Raw genomic sequence first — 16,914 nt, 5'->3', positions numbered from 1 at the left:
GGCCGGCGGTCAGGCGGTGGCGACGCCCGCGCCGGTCAGGTGCGCGCAGTCGTTGTACGACACCGCGCGCAGCCGTCCCTCGTCCTGCCGCCACCGGGTCACCGAGCAGTTGGCGATCGGAGTCTTCTCGATCTCCAGCACCTCCCGCTCGGAGAGGTCCTCCACCAGGTAGCGGGTCATCACCACGATCGCGTCGTGCGCGGCCACCAGCACCCGCTCGCCCGCCGCCTCGTACTCCAGGTCGCGGTACAGGCTGCGCAGCCGCAGCGCCAGGTCCGTCCACGACTCCCCGCCGGGCGGCCGGTAGTAGAACTTGCCGATCCGGCGCAGCCGCTCGGCCTCCTCGGGGTGCCGGCGCCGGACCCCCAGCGGTGTGAGGCCCTCCAGCACGCCCTGGTCGCGGTCGCGCAGCCGCTCGTCCACACGGATCTCCACGTCGATGGGCGCCTGCGCCAGCGCGATCCGCGCCGTGTCGACCGCGCGCACGTAGGGGGAGGTCACCACGCGGGTGGGGCGCTCGTCCTCGGGCAGCCCGGCCAGCCAGCGGCCCAGCGCCGCCGCCTGCTCGCGGCCGGTGTCCGACAGCGGGATGTCGGCGTCGCGCTCGGCGATGCCGGTCTCCTCCGCGTCGGTGCCCTGGACCGCCTGGTAGGCCAGGTTCCCGGTGCTCTCGCCGTGCCGGACGAGGGTCAGCCACTGGAGCGCGTTCACGCGAGCCATGATCCCACGCCGGTGGGGGTGGAACGTCCCGATCGCCGGTTCGCACGGGCCGGAACGCCGTCCTCTACAGCCGGTAGTAGTCTCGGTGTCCTATGACGAGCGTCCTGGCCAACGTGATCATCGTGGTGTCGCTGCTGGCGGCCCTCTACGCCCTGGTCGGCGCCTGGCGGGACCGTCCCATGGACTGGTGGCACCTGGGCGCGCTGGGCGTGCTGGAGGCGCTGCTGGTCGCCCAGGCCGTGACCGGTTTCGTCAAGCTGTCGGGGGACGAGGGGCCGGCCGACGGGGCGACGTTCGTCGGCTACCTGCTCGGGGTGCTGCTGATCCCCGCGGCGGGCGCCGGATGGGGTCTGCTGGAACGCACCCGCTGGGGTCCCGGGGTGATCGTGGTCGCCTGCCTGTCGGTCGCCGTGATGATCGTCAGGATGAACCAGATCTGGGAGGGCACCGTTGCCTGACACCGGGTCCGACGCCGCCCGCACGGACACGCCCGCCGGGACGGAGTCCGCTGCCGGAACCGATACAGGAGCCGCCGCGGTGACGGGGGCGGCGGTGACGCGGAGCGGGCCGGGGCGGCTGCTGGTGGCGGTGTACGCGATCTTCGCGCTGGCCGCCGGGGCCCGGGCGGGCGTGCAGATCGCCACCCGGTTCTCCGAGGCGCCCGTCGCCTACGCCCTGTCGGCCTTCGCCGCCGTCGTCTACGTGCTGGCCACGGTCGCGCTGGCGCTGGGCGGGCGCACCTCCCGCCGGATCGCGCTCGCCTCGCTGACGATCGAGCTCGTCGGCGTCCTGGTCGTCGGGACGCTGAGCCTGGCCGACCCCGCCGCGTTCCCCGACGCCACGGTCTGGTCGGCCTACGGGCGCGGATACGGGTTCATCCCGCTGGTGCTGCCGATCGTGGGCCTGTACTGGCTGCGCCGCACCGCCCCGGCGGCCGCCCGGTCCTAGACTGTGTTTCAAAGCCCCGGCCCACGGCGCTCGCCTGGCGGCTCGCCCCTAACCGGGTCTTGGCGAGCGCGGCATCGCTCCGCGATCTGGCCGGTGACGCTCGCCTCCGGCATCGCACCACCGTCCAGGTAACGCGCTCGCGCGGTACCTGAGGGCACTGCGAGACAGGCCCTAGCAGTGAGAGTGGCAGGCGGCGGCCGAGACCGCGGGCTGGGCGAGTGCTGATAAGGGGCCGGTCGGCCGCCTCCGGCGGGGACACCCATCAAAGGGGGTCGCGCTCTGTGTGTACGGGCGTCCCCGCTGGAGGAAGCTCCCTCTCCTCTGGCGCCCTCCTCTCAGGCGTCGTGCCCTCCGCGTCCAGGTAGTGGTCTTCGCCGGGGTGTCGGCTCAGGCGTCGCTCGTGGTGCGGCCGCCGATCGGCAGCGCGAGCACGGCGGCGCGCGTGATCTCTTCGACGTCCTCGGCGGAGAAGTCGGCGATCGGGGTGCGCAGGATGTAGCGGACCATCTTCAGGGGCGGCGCGAAGACGATGGCGTCGGCGCGGAACGGGGCCTTCTTGACGCGTCCGCCGTGCACCACCAGCACCGGCACCACCTTCACCTCGATCTCCGCGCGCTCGGCGATCAGCCGCCCGGCCTCGGCGGAGGCCTCGGTGAACCCGCGGACCATCTGCGACTTGGTGCGGCCGTCGATGAACAGCGTCCCGCCGTGCGAGCCGATCTCGGTCTCGGGGTGCCAGGCGTCGTTGTGCACCAGCCAGAGCCCGCCGGGCCCGATGATCAACTGGTCGACCGTTCCGTGCCCGGGCACCGTCCGGTTGTGCAGCACCCGGTGGCCGCGGCGCTCCAGGGTGCGGCGCAGCAGCCGGCCCATCCGCTCCTCGCCGCGCAGCCCGCGCCGCCACACCTTGGATGCGTTGTAACCGTGCCAGTGGAAGTAGGCGTCGGCAGCCGCCACGACAACCGCCATCACGACTCCGAAAACGGCGTTGACGAGGGCTCCGCACAACAACAGCGTCACACCCGCCAGAATGGCCCGGGTCCGGAGCCTGCCCTTTCGTCCGCGCTGCCACAGCTCCTCATAGACCGCCTGCGGGGAGCCGCCCGTGAAGGCGTCCCTGCCCCTGAGATAGATGGAGCTGCCGAACATCCTGACCTCCTCGCACCCGGGCCCCTGTCGCGCCTGCTGCGGTGCTTATTATGGAATACAACTTTCTTTGCCCGCCCACGACCCATGGTGAGGGAAGTCCACCGGAAAGGCAACGGGCGGCGAAAGAGGTATTGCCCGGTACCGGCCTCGCAGGAGCTTCTCCGGTGTCTTGTCGAAGTGCGCCTTAGAACGTTCTACAAGTAATGGCGAAAAACGCGGTGCAACTATCACCGCAAGCCTCGCGGCCAATCGGGCCGTGGCATTTATCACATGCGGCGGGCCGGAGGGGACGCGGTCCGGGCACCGCCCCGCGGCCGCCACACTGGTGCGATGGACGCCTCCGCCCTTCCCGTGCGCGCCGCCGTCCCCGCGCTGCTGGCGGCGCTGGCCGGACGCGGCGCGGCCGTCCTGTCGGCACCGCCCGGCACGGGCAAGACCACCTTCGTCCCGCTGGTGCTCGCCGGCCTCGTGCCGGACGCGGCCGGGCCGGGTGCCGGCGGCGGCAAGGTGGTCGTCGTGGAACCGCGCCGCCTGGCCGCCCGCGCCGCCGCCCGGCGCATGGCCTGGCTCCTGGACGAGCGCGTCGGCCGCTCGGTCGGCGTCAGCGTGCGCGGCGAGCACCGCCCCGGCGCCCTGGTCGAGGTGGTCACCACCGGGGTGCTGCTCCAGCGCCTGCAGCGCGAGCCCGAACTGCCCGGCGTCGGCACGGTGATCCTGGACGAGTGCCACGAGCGCCACCTGGACGCCGACACCGCGATGGCGTTCGTCCTCGACGTGCGCGCCGCGCTCCGCCCCGACCTGCGCCTGGTGGCGGCCTCCGCGACCGCCGACACCGGCCCCTGGGCCCGCCTCCTCGCCGGTGAGGACGGGGAGCCGGCGCCGGTCGTGGAGACCGCGGCGGCGTCGTACCCGGTCGAGGCCGTCTGGGCCCCGCCCGCCCGGACGCCGCCGCCCCCGCACGGCATGCGCGTCGACCCGGCGTTCCTCGCGCACGTCGCCGAGACGGTGCGCCGCGCCCTCGCCGAACGCGGCGGCGACGTGCTGTGCTTCCTGCCCGGCGCCGGGGAGATCGCCCGCGTCGCGGGCGCGCTGCGCGACGCGGGCGCCGAGGTCCTGCAGGTGCACGGGCAGGCGCCCGCCGCCGTGCAGGACGCGGTGCTCGCGCCGGGGGAGCGGCGCCGGGTGGTGCTGGCCACCTCGGTCGCCGAGTCCAGCCTGACCGTGCCGGGCGTGCGGGTCGTGGTCGACTCCGGCCTGGCCCGCGAGCCGCGCACCGACCACGCCCGTGGCCTGGGCGCGCTGACCACCGTGCGCGCCTCCCGGGCGACCGCCGACCAGCGCGCCGGACGCGCCGGGCGGGAGGCCCCCGGGACGGTGTACCGCTGCTGGACGCAGGCCGAGCACGAACGGCTCCCGGCGCGTCCCAGACCCGAGATCGAGCTGGCCGACCTGACCGCGTTCGCGCTGCAGGCCGCCTGCTGGGGCGAGCCCGACGCGCGCGGGCTGGCCCTGCTGGACCCGCCGCCCGAGGCCGCGCTGCGCGCCGCCCGCGCCACCCTGCACGCCCTCGGCGCCGTCGAACCGGAGGCCGCCGGCGGCCGGGTCACCGAACGCGGCCGCGCCCTGGCCCGCGTGGGCGTGGAGCCGCGGCTGGCCCGCGCCCTGATCGACGGCTCCCGGGAGGTCGGCGCGCGGGCCGCCGCGCAGGTCGTGGCGCTGCTGTCGGAGCCTCCGCCCCGCACCGCCGGGGACGATCTCACCGCCGCCTGGCGGGCGCTGCGCCGCGAGGGCCCGCCCGCCGACGCCCACGCGGCCCGCTGGCGCGACGAGGCCCGCCGCCTGCGCAAGGCGCTGGACGAGGCGTCCACCGGCGACGCGCCGGGCCGTCCCGCGGCCGACGACGCGGTGGCGGGCACCGTCGTGGCGCTGGCCTTCCCCGAACGGGTCGCCCGGGCACGGCCGGGCGGCGGCCACCTCATGGCCTCCGGCACCGGAGCGGACCTGGCGCAGGGGTCGGCGCTGGCGGCCGCGCGCCCCCCGTGGCTGGCCGTGGCCATCGCCGACCGCCCCGCGGGGTCGGCCTCCGCCCGGATCCGGCAGGCGGTCGTCATCGACGAGGACGTGGCCCGCCTCGCCGCCGCGCCGCTCCTGGCGTCCGGGGAGGAGGTCGCCTGGCGGGACGGCGACGTGGTCGCGCGCCGCGTCGAACGCCTCGGCGCCATCGAGCTGGCGGCCCGTCCCCTGACGCGCCCCGACCCCGCGCGGGTGCGCGCCGCGCTCGCCGACGGCCTGCGCGCCGAGGGCCTCTCCCTGCTCACCTGGTCACCGGCCGCCACCGCCCTGCGCGAACGCCTGGCCTTCTGCCACCGGTCGCTGGGACCGCCCTGGCCCGCGATGGACGACGCCGCGCTCCTGGGGCACGCCGAGGACTGGCTCGCCGCCTCCGGTGCCCGCCGCCGCGCCGACCTGTCCCGCATCGACGTCGCCGCCGCGCTGCGCGGCCTGCTGCCGTGGGAGTGCGCGGCCCGCCTGGACGAGATCGCCCCCGAACGGGTCCAGGTGCCCACCGGCTCGCGGATCCGCGTCGACTACTCCGGCGAACAGCCTGTGCTGGCGGTGAAGCTGCAGGAGCTGTTCGGCTGGGAGTCGGCGCCCCGGCTCGCCGACGGAAGGGTGCCCCTGGTGGTGCACCTGCTGTCCCCGGCCGGGCGGCCCGCTGCGGTCACGGCCGACCTCGCCTCGTTCTGGCGCGAGGGCTACAAGGCCGTACGGGCGGAACTGCGCGGCCGCTATCCACGGCACCCGTGGCCGGAGGATCCCGCCCACGCCGAGCCCACGCGCCGCACCAAGCCCCGCAAGCGCTGACCCGGCGGCGTCCTCCTAGGGCGCGCGGCGGGTGCGGATGAGGGCGTCGATGCCGTCCAGCACCCGCTCCAGGCCGAACTCGAAGGCGTGTCCGGGGCCGATCGCGCCGCCGTACTCCTCCCCGGCGACCGTCCCGACCCGGCTCCCCAGCGGGTAGCGGGAGTAGTCGACCAGCTTGTCCAGTACGGGGGCGCTGGCCTCCCACCACTCCTCGTCGCTCATCCCGGTGCGCTGCTCGGCCTGCGCGGCGTTCACCGACACCCGCGCCGAGCTCTCGGCGAACCCGGTCACCAGGGCCACCACCGAGTCCATCTCCAGGTCGGTCAGCCCGAGGCCGTCGACGGCGCGCAGCTCGCGCTCGTACTTGTCCAGCAGGTTGGGGCCCATCGGGGGGCGGCCCAGGGAGACCTGGAGCATCCACGGGTGCCGGTGGTAGAGGTCCCAGTGCTCGCGGGCCATGCGCTCCAGCCGGTCGCGCCATTCCCCGGCCCACTCCGCCCCGCCCGCCGCGGCGTCCGCCGGCGGGGCCAGCTCCCCGATCGCGCGGTCGAGCATGAGGTCGATCAGCTCGGACTTGCCCGGCACGTAGGTGTAGATCGACATCGGGGCGACGCCGAGCGACTCGGCGATCCGGCGCATCGACAGCGCGTCCAGCCCCTCGGCGTCGGCGATCGCGATCGCCGCGCGCACGATCTCCTCCACGGTCAGCCGCGGCCGCGGCCCGCGGCGCGGTCTGGGCTGGGCGCCCCACAGCAGCTCCAGGCTGCGCACGGGGTCGCCCGCGCCGCTGTACTCGGTGGTCACGGCTCCCATCCTCGCAGAGATCGCGCACGGCCCCGGCGGCCGGTGCGCCGCCCGGGACCTAACTCCGTATGGCGTACGTTATAGTTGGCCTGCTTACTCCGTACAACGTACAAAATTTGGAGCGGCAGATGGGCCAGCTCGCGACCGAACCGGCGATCGAGGCCGAGGGCCTGCGCAAGCGCTACGGCGACACCACCGCCCTGAACGGGGTCGACCTGACCGTCCCCGCCGGGACCGTGCACGGCGTGCTCGGCCCCAACGGGTCGGGAAAGACCACCACCGTCCGCATCCTCACCACCCTGACCAGGCCCGACGGGGGCAGCGCCCGCGTCGCGGGGCACGACGTCGTCCGCGGGGCGCGGCGCGTCCGCACCCGCATCGGCCTGGTCGGCCAGCACGCCGCCGTGGACGAGGTCCTCGGCGGCCGGCAGAACCTGGTGATGTTCGGCCGGCTCTACCACCTGGACGCCCGCGCCGCCCGGCGCAGGGCCGACGAGCTGCTGGAACGCTTCGGCCTGGCCGACGCGGCCGACCGTCCCGCCGGCAAGTACTCCGGCGGCATGCGGCGCCGCCTCGACCTGGCCGCCGGGATGATCCTCTCCCCGCCCGTGCTGTTCCTGGACGAGCCCACCACCGGGCTCGACCCGCGCAGCCGCATCGAGGTCTGGGACGCCGTGCGCGCGCTGGCCGAGGGCGGCACCACCGTCCTGCTCACCACCCAGTACCTGGACGAGGCCGACCGGCTCGCCGACGGGATCTCGGTGATCGACCACGGCCGCGTCATCGCGGGCGGCACCCCCGAGTCGCTGAAGAGCGACCTGGGCGGGGACCGCCTCGACGTCGTCGTCCGCGAGGTCGGCGACCTGCCCCGGGCCGCCGCCGTCCTCGCCCGCGTCGCCGGAACGAAGACCAGGGTCGAGGTCGACGCGGACGCGCTGCGCGCCGGGGCGCCGGTGGCCGACCGGGTCGGCGCGCTCACCGAGACCGTGCGGGCACTGGACGAGGCGGGCGTCGCCGTCGCCGACATCGGCCTGCGCCGCCCCACCCTGGACGAGGTGTTCCTGCACCTCACCGGCCGGCGGCCGGACGCCGCCACCACCCCGGACCCCGGCACCGGCACGGCCGAGCCGAGCGACCCACAGGAGGCACTGGCGTGACCACGATGACGACCCCGGCCCCGCCCGCCGCCGCCGCGGACGAGGACCCCCGCGGCCTGCGCAGGCTGCTCATGGCCGCCGGCGACTGCCGCGTCCTGACCGCGCGCGCCCTGGCGCACTGGGCCCGGCAGCCCGGCACGGTCGTCGCCGGGCTGCTGTTCCCGGTGATGGTCGTGTTGATGATGGGCTACCTGTTCGGCGGCCAGATGAACGTGCCCGGCGGCGGCGAGTACCGCGAGTTCATCATGCCCGGCATGTTCGCGATGACGATGGTCTTCGGCATCGAGACCACCTTCGCCGCGATCGCCGCCGACGCCGCCAAGGGCGTGGCCGACCGGTTCCGCACGATGCCGATGGCCTCCTCGGCGGTGGTCGTGGGCCGCGGCGCCGCCGACATGCTGCACGCCGTCGCCGCCCTGGCCGTCATGGTCGTGTGCGGCCTGCTGGTCGGCTGGCGCTGGCACGAGGGGATCGGAAACGCGCTGGCCGCGGTGGGGCTGCTCCTGCTGCTGCGCTTCGCCCTGCTGTGGGTGGGCACCTACCTCGGCCTGGTCGCCAAGGGCCCGGAGTCGATCGTGGCGGTGCAGGTCCTGGTGTGGCCGGTCAGCTTCCTGTCCAGCGCCATGATCGCGCCCAGCACGATGCCGGGCTGGCTGGGCGCCGCCGCCGAGTGGAACCCGATGTCGGCCACCATCACAGCCTGCCGCGACCTGTTCGGCGGCGCGGGCGCCGCGCCCGGCGGCTCCTGGGCGGCCGAGCACGCCCTGCCGATGGCGGTGGCGTGGCCGCTGCTGATCGTGGCGGTGTTCCTGCCGCTGTCGGTACGCCGCTACCGCGTCATGGGCCGCTGACCGCCCCGCAGGCGGGTGAAGGCTAGGAGAGGACGGCGGCGCGGTGGCGGGCCAGGGCCAGGGCCGGGTAGCAGTCCTCGGGGTAGGTCTCCGCACCGTCGAGAGCGGCGCGGAGACGCGCCCCCACCGCCGCCGCGTCGTAGGGCTGGACCACGCACAGCTCGGCCTGCATCGCCTGCCGCGCGGCGGCCATCATCGCCCGCACGTCCCCGACCACCACGATCTCGGCGGGCGCGTCGCCGTACGACAGCCGCACCGCCAGCGCGTGCAGGTCGGCGCCGCCCTCATACCGGAACTCGCAGACCAGCCGGTCGCCGTCCAGCGGCCCCTCCTGGATCAGCCACGCCTGACCGGGCGTCACCGCGCCCAGGGCGTCCGCCCACGGCGGCTCGGGCAGCCCGCGCAGCTCACCGGCCGCCTGCCCGGCCACCCGGCGGATCCCGGCCGGGCCGATCGCCGCCAGCGCCCGCAGGAACGCGCGCGTCCCCGGCGTCCCGGCCCCCCGCAGCACGGTCACCAGATCGCCCAGCGCGGCCCGCCGGCCCTGTTCGTGCGGGGCGGCCGCCTCCAGCGCGCCCAGCTGCGCGGAGGTCCACACCTCCGCCTGCAGCGCGCCGGGCAGGGCGGGCAGCTCGTCGGCCGCCCGCGCGTACGCCCCGTACACCTCGCGCAGGCCGGGCAGCATCAGCCGGGGCGGCCCGGCGGCCGTGGCGTCGGATCGGGTGGCACTCACCGGTCCAGGCTAGGCGACCCCGCGGCCCGCCCGGTCCGCAGGGGCCGCCCCGGGCCCCGTCAGGTGTTCGGGACGGTCAGGAGCGTCCGGTCCGAGCCGATCGTCCGCACCTCGAACCGGGTGATCTCCCCGGGGCTCAGCGCCGTCCCGCCCTGCAGCGTCAGCGCCGGAGGGGAGCCGGGGAACCCGTACCCCTTCGGCGGGACGGCCCAGCCCGCCACCGTGTGCGCCCGCCCCGTGCGGTCGACCGCGACCAGCTCGCACTCCAGCGGTCCCCGCACCCGGCTCAGCCGCAGCCCGACCAGGCTGCCCCACTGCTTGCGCTCGGTCGCGACCTGGCCGCTGACCCCGGTGCCCGCGTCGGTGGCCGCGACCGGGCGGCCGTTGCGGAACAGCGCCTCCACCCCGCTCTCCACCACCGGCGGCGTCTCCTCCCGGTCCGCGCCGACCGTGACGCCCAGCCCCGCCGCGCCGCCCATCAGCACCAGCCCCGCCGCCACGCCGACCAGCGCCTGCGACATCCGCCGGCGGCGGTCCAGCCTCCGGCGGCGCAGCAGCAGATCGGTCACCACGGCCGGATCGGGCCGCACCGGCGGCGCCGGATCCGCGTCCTCCCCGGGGGCGGACCCCCAGACCCCCAGGGCTCCGCCCGAAGAGCCGTCGGAGGCGATCGGCGGCAGGCCGTCCAGCGAGGCGGCCAGGCCGCGCAGCGCGCCCAGCTCCTCCCGGCACGCCGGGCAGACGGTCAGATGCGACTCGAACGCGCGGCGGTCCGGCTCCTCGAGCAGGCCCAGGGCGTAGGCGCCCACATCGGTGTGCTGGATGATCGCGTTCACGGTGTCACCCCCCTCTCCTCCAGGGCGACCCGCAGCGCCCTGAGCGCGTAGTACACCCGGGACTTGACCGTGCCCACGGGGATGCCGAGGGACGCGGCGGCCTCGTTGACCGAGCGGTCCCGGAAGAAGGTCTCGTTGAGGATCTCGCGATGCGCGGGGGACAGCGACAGGAGGGCTTCGGAGACGACCACGGAGCGCAGAAGATCCTCCAACCCGTCGGGGGCGCGCAGGTTCTCCAGCGGGCCCTCGCCCGCCTCCTGCGGCCGGGCGTTCTTGCGGCGCTGGTCGTCGATCACGATCCGCCGCGCCACCGTGGCCAGCCAGGGGAGCAGGGACGTGGCGTTGGCGTCCAGCTGGTGCGCGCTGCGCCAGGCGCGGATCATGGTCTCCTGCACCACGTCCTCGGCCCAGTGCCGGTCGCCGCCGGTCAGCCGCAGCACGAACGACAGCAGCGGCCGGCCGTACACCCGGTACAGCTCGTTCACCAGGACCTGGTCGTCCACGGTGTCGCCGGGGCGCGGGCCGCGGAACCAGCTCCAGGGCCCGGCCGCGGGGGTGCGCGCCTTGGCGCGGGCCGCCGGAACGGTCGTCGGGGATCTGTGGGCCATCGGGGGTCTCCGGCTGTGGGTGCGGGGGTAGCGGGGTGCGGGGGAGCGGAGGAGCTGGGGGTGCTCGGCTGCCGGCTCAGGACCCCGGGGAGGCGCCCGAGCCCTGGCCTCCGCTGCCGGGGCCGTAGCCGGGCGGGACGGGGATCCCCGCGTCGAAGCCGGCCTTGGCTCCGTTGGGCCGGGCGGCGAACCACGCCCCGCCCATGCCCTGCCCGGCCGCGTCGCCCGGCGCGGTGTCCCTGGCCGAGCGGTACAGCGGCCAGCCCGCCAGCGTGACCTGCAGCGTGCCGTCGGGACGCCTGACCCTGCCCACCGCCGCCTGGTTCACCCCGCCGCTGGCCCGCAGGGTGGGCGTCCACCGCACCGGCGGCCACATGCGGGCGCAGGCGGCCCCGCAGGCGCTCAGGGACGGCCGGGCGCGGTCCCGGTCGTAGCGGTAGAGGGTGCGGCCGGCGCTGTCGACCACGACGTTGCCGAGCGGTCCGGCCGAGTTGACGTGCAGGCGGGTGACGGCGACCGGCGACCCGTCCCCGGGGACCCCGTCGCCCGGGGCGGCCGACGGCGGGGCGCCCTTGGCCGGCTTGCCGTAGCCGTCGCCGTTCTCCAGCGCGCTCAGCGGGACGCTGCCGTAGGCCGAGCAGGCCGTCAGCGTGGCGCCCGCCACCGCCGCGAGGCTGGCCGGGGCGGCCCGTCGCCGGAGTGTCATGGGCGGCTTCCTTCCGGGTTACCAGGGGTGCCTGTCGGGAGGCTGTACGCGGCTGCGGCGCGCGGGGTTCAATGCCGGAGGGCGGGACCGGCGCCGGTCGGCCCCGGTCCAGGCCGATTGACCGGCTTATTCGCGTTTCGCCCTTACTTGTTCGCGAGGTTTTGCTTACCTGGGCGACCAATGGGCCGCCGCCCTCGTCCAAAGGGGCGTTCGACGGCATCACACGACGGCAGGAGGAGGTGCCCCCGGAGCGACCGCAGAAGCATCGCGGAGGTCCTTCGTACGAGGCGAACACTCACTCCGCAACTGGAGCGAATGAGGGCAACCGGCCCGATTCGCTCGAAGGACCGAGAGGCGATCGGGAGTGAACGGGAACGGACTGGTCTACCGGCTGCTTCTGGCCGTGGACATCCAGGCGTACAGCAAGCGGACCACCCGCGAGCAACTGCAGGCGCAGCACCTGCTGACCCGGGCGCTGGACCGGGCCGCCTCGGGCATCGGCCTGGAGCGCGCCCGCTGGGACAAGCAGGTCGGCGGCGACGGCGAGCTGGCCACCCTGCCCGAGGGCGTCGACCCCGCCCCCGTGGCCGGCGACTTCGTCATCGCGCTGGCGTCCGAGCTGCGCGAGGTCAACGGCGGGCGGGACGGCGGCCCGCCGCTGCGGGTGCGGCTCGCCCTCCACCACGGCACCATGACCGCGGGGCCGTTCGGGCCGGCCGGCGACGCGCCCATCGTGGTGCAGCGCCTGCTGGACTCGGCGCCGCTGCGCCGGCTGCTGATCGACGACCCCGAACGCGACGTGGCCTACGTCGTCTCGGAGTCGCTGTACGGCGACGTCGTGCGCACCGGGTTCTGCTCGCTGCCGCCCGCGGCGTTCCAGGCCGTCAAGGTCACCGCCAAGGGCACGGCGTTCCGGGGCCACATCCTCACCGGGCGCGCCGAGGGCGGCGGTGCGCGGCCCCGCGGGGAACGGCGAGGAGAGAGGGGCGGGCCGGGCGACCGGCCCGCCCTTCCCCCCGGCGCCCGCGTCCTCGACTTCCCCCAGCTGGCGCGGCAGCGCGCCTGACCCGCGGGCGGGGCCGGGAAGGATGATCCGCCGGGCGGGGTTGTGCCGTTCGACACCCGACGTACGGCGACGGAGGAGGCCCCGCATGGCGGACGAGACGGCACTGGCGAAACTGGTGGCCGGACGCGACCTGGGCGTGCTGGCGACGATCAAACGGGACGGGCGCCCCCAGCTGTCCACCATCAACTACCACTACGACGAGGGGCGCCGGCTGGTCCGGATCTCGATCACCGACGACCGGGCCAAGGCGCGCAACCTCAGCCGCGACCCCCGGGCCAGCCTGCACGTCAGCGCGCCCGACGGCTGGTCCTGGGCGGTCGCCGAGGGCGACGCCGAGCTGTCGCCGGTGGCCGCGGACCCGCACGACGCCGCCGTCGAGGAGCTGATCGAGCTCTACCGCGACATCCGCGGGGAGCACCCCGACTGGGACGACTACCGGCGCGCGATGGTCGCCGACCGGCGCCGGGTCATCCGGCTGCGCGTCGCGCGCCTCTACGGCCAGCCCCCGCAGGGCTGACCCGTCCCGCCGCGGCGCACGCGGGTACCACGGGCGGGGTAGCGGGGCGCGGCCCGGCTACCCCGCCCGTCGTAGGGGTGATGCCGCCGGTGATGCGATGCCCCCGGCGGGACCGTCCCGGCACCGTCGGCGGTATGACGACGACACAGCGCACGCCCATCACGCCCGTCACCCCCGGCACCGCCGCGAACTCGGCCGTGCCCACCGCGCGAGAGCGCGCCGGTCGTACGCGCGCGCCGGCCCGCGCCAGGTTCACGCCGCGGACCCGCAAGGCGATCCTGCTCCTGCACGTGATCAGCTCGATGACCTGGCTCGGCCTGGACGTCGGGCTGCTGGCGCTCAGCATCACCGGATCCCTCAGCGACGATCCGGTCACCCTGCGGGCCGCCTACCTGTCCATGAACATGCTGGGCGACACCGTGCTGATCCCGGCGAGCCTGCTCGCGCTGGTCACCGGGGTGCTGCTGGGCGTGGGCACCAAGTGGGGCCTGGTCCGGTACACCTGGGTGCTGACCAAGCTGGTGCTCACCGTCGTGACGGCCGCGCTGACCGTGGTCGCGCTGCGCGCGAGCCTGAACGAGGCGGCCGCCGGGGTGCTGGCCGCGCGGCCCAGCGCGGGCGACGCCGCCGACGGCCTGCTGTTCGCACCGGTGGTGTCGCTCACCTGCTACACCTTCATGACCGTGCTGTCGATCTACAAGCCGTGGGGACGGATCCGCCGGGGCCGCCGCGCCGCGGGCGCCTGACCGCCGTGCACCGGGTCCACCCCCTAATATCCCGGTATGGCGGAAGTGGCCTCCCGCGACGGGGCGTGGACCTTCGACGGCGAAGTGGTGCGGATCGTGCCCGGGCACGACCGCTCGGTGCACAAGCTGCGCAAGGCCCTCGGCGAGCTGGTCGTGCCGCTGCGGGCGGTCCGGGGCGTGGCGTACGAGCCGGGGCGCAAGGGCGGGCGGCTGCGGCTGCGCCTGCGGGACGGCGCCGACCCCCTCAGCCAGGCCGTCGCCGGAGGGCTCCCCGACTCCGCCGACCCGTACACGCTGGCCATCCCCTCCGACCGCGTCGGAGCGGCCGAGTTCTTCGTCGACGACGTGCGCAACTCCCTGCTGGTGTGGGAGGTGCCCGAGGGGCCGTGCGACCGCTACCTGATGCCGGGACCGGGCGTGCCGCTGACCGCCGGCGCCGGGGACGGCGCCGCTTCCTTCGACGGCGAGCGGGTCCGCCTGGAGTGGAACTGGATGGCCAGCGGCGCGAAGACGGCCGCGGGCACGCAGGTGTTCGAGCTGAAGGACCTGGTGGGCGTGGAATGGGGCCGCCAGTCCGGGATGGGGTACGGGTACCTGCGCTTCAGGCTCCGCAACCCCGGTCCCGACCGGTCGCCGGACGAGGACACCCGCGCCCTTTCCTGGGGGATCCAGAAGGAGGGCGGGACCACGGCGCTGCTCGCCGCCGCCGTGCTGGCCCGGCTTCCGCACCCGGTCGGCTCGGCGCTCCCCGCCGCGGCCGCGGACGACAAGCCCGTCCTGGAGAAGGCCCCCGACGCCGGCGCCGCCGACCCCGACGCCATGCTGCGCAGGCTTCGCGAGCTCGGCGAGCTGCACCGCGAGGGCGTGCTCACCGACGAGGAGTTCACCGCCGCCAAGCGCACCCTGCTGGGCATGTGACCCCGGTCCGGGGTGGAGGATCCTGACCCCCGGGAGAAGATCCTTCACCTCGGGTGAGGGATGGGCACTCCCGGTCCCGTGAACGAGTGCTTTCCAGCCCGCGCCTTCCGTGCCACCCTGACGGCACTCCGACCACGGGAGGCACGGCGATGTGCGACGAACCGGCGCTACCGCCCGCCGTCCAGGACGCCCTCCGCGAGTACCGGCGGCTCCTGGACGAGCACGGCCCCGCCTGGGGCGAGGACCCGATCACCTACGTCAAGCAGATCGAGACCAGCGCCTACCTGATGAACGAGCAGGCGTTCTGGCTCACCTGCATGAACCAGGTCGCCGAGCGCCACCCCGGCGCCCGCGACGCCGAGTTCGAGGCCCGCATGCGCGAGCTGGACGTCCACGAGATCATCCGCGACGCCCTCGGCGGGCAGGTCCTGGACAACCTCGCGGCCCTCCGCCTCACCCCCGGCGGCGCCTCCCTCGACGCCCGTCCCCAGACCGTGCTCGACGGCGGCGAGGCCGGGGACGGCGCCGCGTTCCGCACCGGCCTGCTCCTGGACTCCTCCCGCGACGAACCCGCCACCGTCCACGTGAACGACGAACCCCACCACGTGCCGCCGCGCGGAGCCCGCCTGATCTCGATCGCCCCCGGCGACGCCCTCACCGTGGACGGCGGCGACATTCCCCTCGGCGCCCTCGTCCGGGCCGTGCCCTCGGCCACCCTCCGCCTCCGCGCCGGCATGCCCTGCCGCTGGTCGGTGATCGGCGAGAACGGCCAGGGCTGGTACCCCGACGGCGCCCCGCCCAGGCTCGACTCCCACCGCACGCCCTACTTCCACGGCGACGACCTCCTCCTGCGCGTCCCCGCCGAGCCGCTCACCGTACGCGTTACCCGCGGCATGGAGTACGGCACCGAGGAGCGCACCCTCACCCCCGTACCCGGTACCGGCACCGTTCTGGAACTGACGCCGGAGCGGCTCTACGACGCCGCCGCCCAGGGCTGGTACGGCGGCGACATGCACGTCCACATGAACTGGACCGGCGACACGGTCGGCACCCCGGCGCAGGCCGCCGCCGTCCAGCACGGCGAGGACCTGCACGTCCTCAACCTCGTCGCCGGCAACGTCGCCTCCGAACGCGTCTACGACCGCGAAGCCCTCGAACACTGGGCCGGGCAGGACCTCCCCTGGTCAGACGCCGCCCACATCGCCCGCCTCGGCGTCGAGTACCGCAACGACATCCTCGGCCACCTCTACGCCTTCGGCGTCCGGCGGCCGCCCCGCCGCTACCACACCGGCTTCCTCGACACCGCCGACTGGCCGCCCAACGCCGAAGGTTGCGCCGAACTCCGCGAACTCGGCGCCGTCCTGGGCTACAGCCACCCCTTCCACGTCCCCATCGGACCCGACGCGCCCCCCGCCGCCGCCCTCACCGCCGGCCGCAACTGCTCGGCCCGCGAGATCGTCGTGGACGCCGCGCTCGGCCTCATCGACAGCCTCGACGTGCTCAACCACTCCTCCGTCCACACCACCGCCGTCGTCTACCGGCACCTGCTGGGCGCGGGCAACGTCCTGGCCGCCACCGCCGGCACCGACGCGATGCTCTCCTTCTGCCGCCGCGGCAACCAGTCCAGCCCGCCCGGCTGGGAACGCGTCTACGCCCGCGTCGAGGGCGACCTCACCGCCGAGTCGTTCGCCGAGGCCGTCCGCTGCGGCCGCACCTTCGCCACCACCGGCCCCTGGCTGGAACTGGAGGTGGACGGCCTCGGCCCCGGGGACGTCCTGGACACCCTTCCCGGCGACCACGTCACCGCCACCGCCACCGCCATCGGCCCCGAGGTCACCCGGCTGGAGATCCGCACCGCCGAACGCGTCGTCGCCGAGGGCCCGCCACCCCGGATCACCGCGCGGATCGAGCTCGGCGAGCCCACCTACGTCGTCGCCGTCGCCTCCGGCCCGCGGCACCCGCGCTCGTTCCACCACACCGGCGCCTACGCCCACACCAGCCCGGTCTACATCGACCTCGGCGGCGACCAGGTCGCCCGCGAATCCGACCTGCGCTGGTGCCTGGACTACCTCGACCGCTGGGAGGAACTCCTGCGCGCCCAGGGCCGGTTCGACGCCGGCGGCCAGCTCACCGACCACCTCGACCTGATCGACCGGGCCCGCGGCGTCTACCGCGACCGCCTCCGCAGGCCCCGCCGCGCCCGGCGCGGCTGAACATGGCTGAACGAGGCTGGAAAAGGTGCGAGCGGAGAGCACCCCGCAGTTCTCTCCGCTCGCACGTCCTCGGACGG

The 16,914-nt window shown here is 75.3% G+C and carries 17 protein-coding genes; 10 read left to right on the top strand and 7 right to left on the bottom strand.

Going from position 1 to position 16,914, the window contains the following annotated elements:
• Positions 1-9 precede the first annotated feature (9 nt).
• A complete protein-coding gene (locus ACZ466_RS03405; protein WP_378283431.1) occupies positions 10-720 on the bottom strand; it encodes a histidine phosphatase family protein in 711 nt (236 codons plus the stop codon).
• A 92-nt stretch (positions 721-812) separates the two neighbouring features.
• Here ACZ466_RS03405 and ACZ466_RS03400 point away from each other — a divergent pair, with 92 nt between their 5' ends.
• Together ACZ466_RS03400 and ACZ466_RS03395 are read left to right on the top strand one after the other, a co-directional pair.
• The gene (locus ACZ466_RS03400; RefSeq protein ID WP_378283432.1) at positions 813-1,178 is read left to right on the top strand and encodes a hypothetical protein; all 366 of its coding nucleotides are present in this window, start codon (positions 813-815) and stop codon (positions 1,176-1,178) included.
• A gap of 79 nt (positions 1,179-1,257) precedes the next feature.
• Complete coding sequence (locus tag ACZ466_RS03395; RefSeq protein ID WP_378283471.1) at positions 1,258-1,668, top strand: hypothetical protein; 411 nt, start codon at positions 1,258-1,260, stop codon at positions 1,666-1,668.
• A 387-nt stretch (positions 1,669-2,055) separates the two neighbouring features.
• Here the strand turns inward: ACZ466_RS03395 and ACZ466_RS03390 are convergent, their stop codons facing one another.
• Positions 2,056-2,817, bottom strand: a complete 762-nt coding sequence (locus ACZ466_RS03390; RefSeq protein ID WP_378283433.1) for an NERD domain-containing protein — start codon at positions 2,815-2,817, stop codon at positions 2,056-2,058.
• A 330-nt stretch (positions 2,818-3,147) separates the two neighbouring features.
• Here ACZ466_RS03390 and hrpB point away from each other — a divergent pair, with 330 nt between their 5' ends.
• A complete protein-coding gene (hrpB, locus tag ACZ466_RS03385) occupies positions 3,148-5,682 on the top strand; it encodes an ATP-dependent helicase HrpB (RefSeq protein WP_464042807.1) in 2,535 nt (844 codons plus the stop codon).
• Between the two features lie 15 nt (positions 5,683-5,697).
• On the opposite strand, the gene ACZ466_RS03380 is transcribed toward hrpB, so the two are convergent.
• Positions 5,698-6,486: a TetR/AcrR family transcriptional regulator gene (locus ACZ466_RS03380; RefSeq protein WP_464042805.1), complete on the bottom strand. Its 789-nt coding sequence runs from the start codon at positions 6,484-6,486 to the stop codon at positions 5,698-5,700.
• Between the two features lie 128 nt (positions 6,487-6,614).
• Here ACZ466_RS03380 and ACZ466_RS03375 point away from each other — a divergent pair, with 128 nt between their 5' ends.
• Both ACZ466_RS03375 and ACZ466_RS03370 read left to right on the top strand, forming a co-directional pair.
• Entirely contained in the window at positions 6,615-7,643 is a 1,029-nt protein-coding gene (locus tag ACZ466_RS03375; protein ID WP_378283436.1) for an ATP-binding cassette domain-containing protein, read from the top strand.
• Between the two features lie 5 nt (positions 7,644-7,648).
• Positions 7,649-8,494, top strand: a complete 846-nt coding sequence (locus tag ACZ466_RS03370; protein ID WP_378283472.1) for an ABC transporter permease — start codon at positions 7,649-7,651, stop codon at positions 8,492-8,494.
• Between the two features lie 22 nt (positions 8,495-8,516).
• Here ACZ466_RS03370 and ACZ466_RS03365 read toward each other — a convergent pair whose 3' ends face one another.
• From ACZ466_RS03365 to ACZ466_RS03350, 4 genes are all read right to left on the bottom strand, one after another.
• Positions 8,517-9,227, bottom strand: coding sequence for a hypothetical protein (locus ACZ466_RS03365; protein WP_378283437.1), 711 nt, complete (start codon positions 9,225-9,227; stop codon positions 8,517-8,519).
• Between the two features lie 59 nt (positions 9,228-9,286).
• The gene (locus tag ACZ466_RS03360; RefSeq protein WP_378283438.1) at positions 9,287-10,063 is read right to left on the bottom strand and encodes an anti-sigma factor; all 777 of its coding nucleotides are present in this window, start codon (positions 10,061-10,063) and stop codon (positions 9,287-9,289) included.
• Positions 10,060-10,671, bottom strand: a complete 612-nt coding sequence (locus ACZ466_RS03355; RefSeq protein WP_464042802.1) for a sigma-70 family RNA polymerase sigma factor — start codon at positions 10,669-10,671, stop codon at positions 10,060-10,062. The genes ACZ466_RS03360 and ACZ466_RS03355 overlap by 4 nt, the downstream gene beginning before the upstream one ends.
• A 76-nt stretch (positions 10,672-10,747) precedes the next feature.
• On the bottom strand, positions 10,748-11,377 hold the full coding sequence (locus tag ACZ466_RS03350; protein WP_378283439.1) for a hypothetical protein: 630 nt from the start codon (positions 11,375-11,377) through the stop codon (positions 10,748-10,750).
• Positions 11,378-11,741: 364 nt separating this feature from the next.
• Here ACZ466_RS03350 and ACZ466_RS03345 point away from each other — a divergent pair, with 364 nt between their 5' ends.
• From ACZ466_RS03345 to ACZ466_RS03325, 5 genes are all read left to right on the top strand, one after another.
• Positions 11,742-12,443: a nucleotidyl cyclase domain-containing protein gene (locus tag ACZ466_RS03345; protein ID WP_378283440.1), complete on the top strand. Its 702-nt coding sequence runs from the start codon at positions 11,742-11,744 to the stop codon at positions 12,441-12,443.
• An 85-nt stretch (positions 12,444-12,528) separates the two neighbouring features.
• Complete coding sequence (locus ACZ466_RS03340) at positions 12,529-12,960, top strand: PPOX class F420-dependent oxidoreductase (RefSeq protein ID WP_378283441.1); 432 nt, start codon at positions 12,529-12,531, stop codon at positions 12,958-12,960.
• A 134-nt stretch (positions 12,961-13,094) separates the two neighbouring features.
• On the top strand, positions 13,095-13,706 hold the full coding sequence (locus ACZ466_RS03335) for a DUF2269 family protein (protein ID WP_378283442.1): 612 nt from the start codon (positions 13,095-13,097) through the stop codon (positions 13,704-13,706).
• 36 nt (positions 13,707-13,742) lie between these two features.
• Positions 13,743-14,624, top strand: a complete 882-nt coding sequence (locus ACZ466_RS03330) for a DUF4429 domain-containing protein (protein ID WP_378283443.1) — start codon at positions 13,743-13,745, stop codon at positions 14,622-14,624.
• Positions 14,625-14,773: 149 nt separating this feature from the next.
• Complete coding sequence (locus ACZ466_RS03325; protein WP_378283444.1) at positions 14,774-16,837, top strand: CehA/McbA family metallohydrolase; 2,064 nt, start codon at positions 14,774-14,776, stop codon at positions 16,835-16,837.
• Positions 16,838-16,914 lie beyond the last annotated feature (77 nt).

It is taken from the genome of Actinomadura rugatobispora (genome assembly GCF_055379765.1).
The sequence above is the reverse complement of the archived record's forward strand: the minus strand, read 5'-3'. Positions and strand labels throughout refer to the sequence as shown.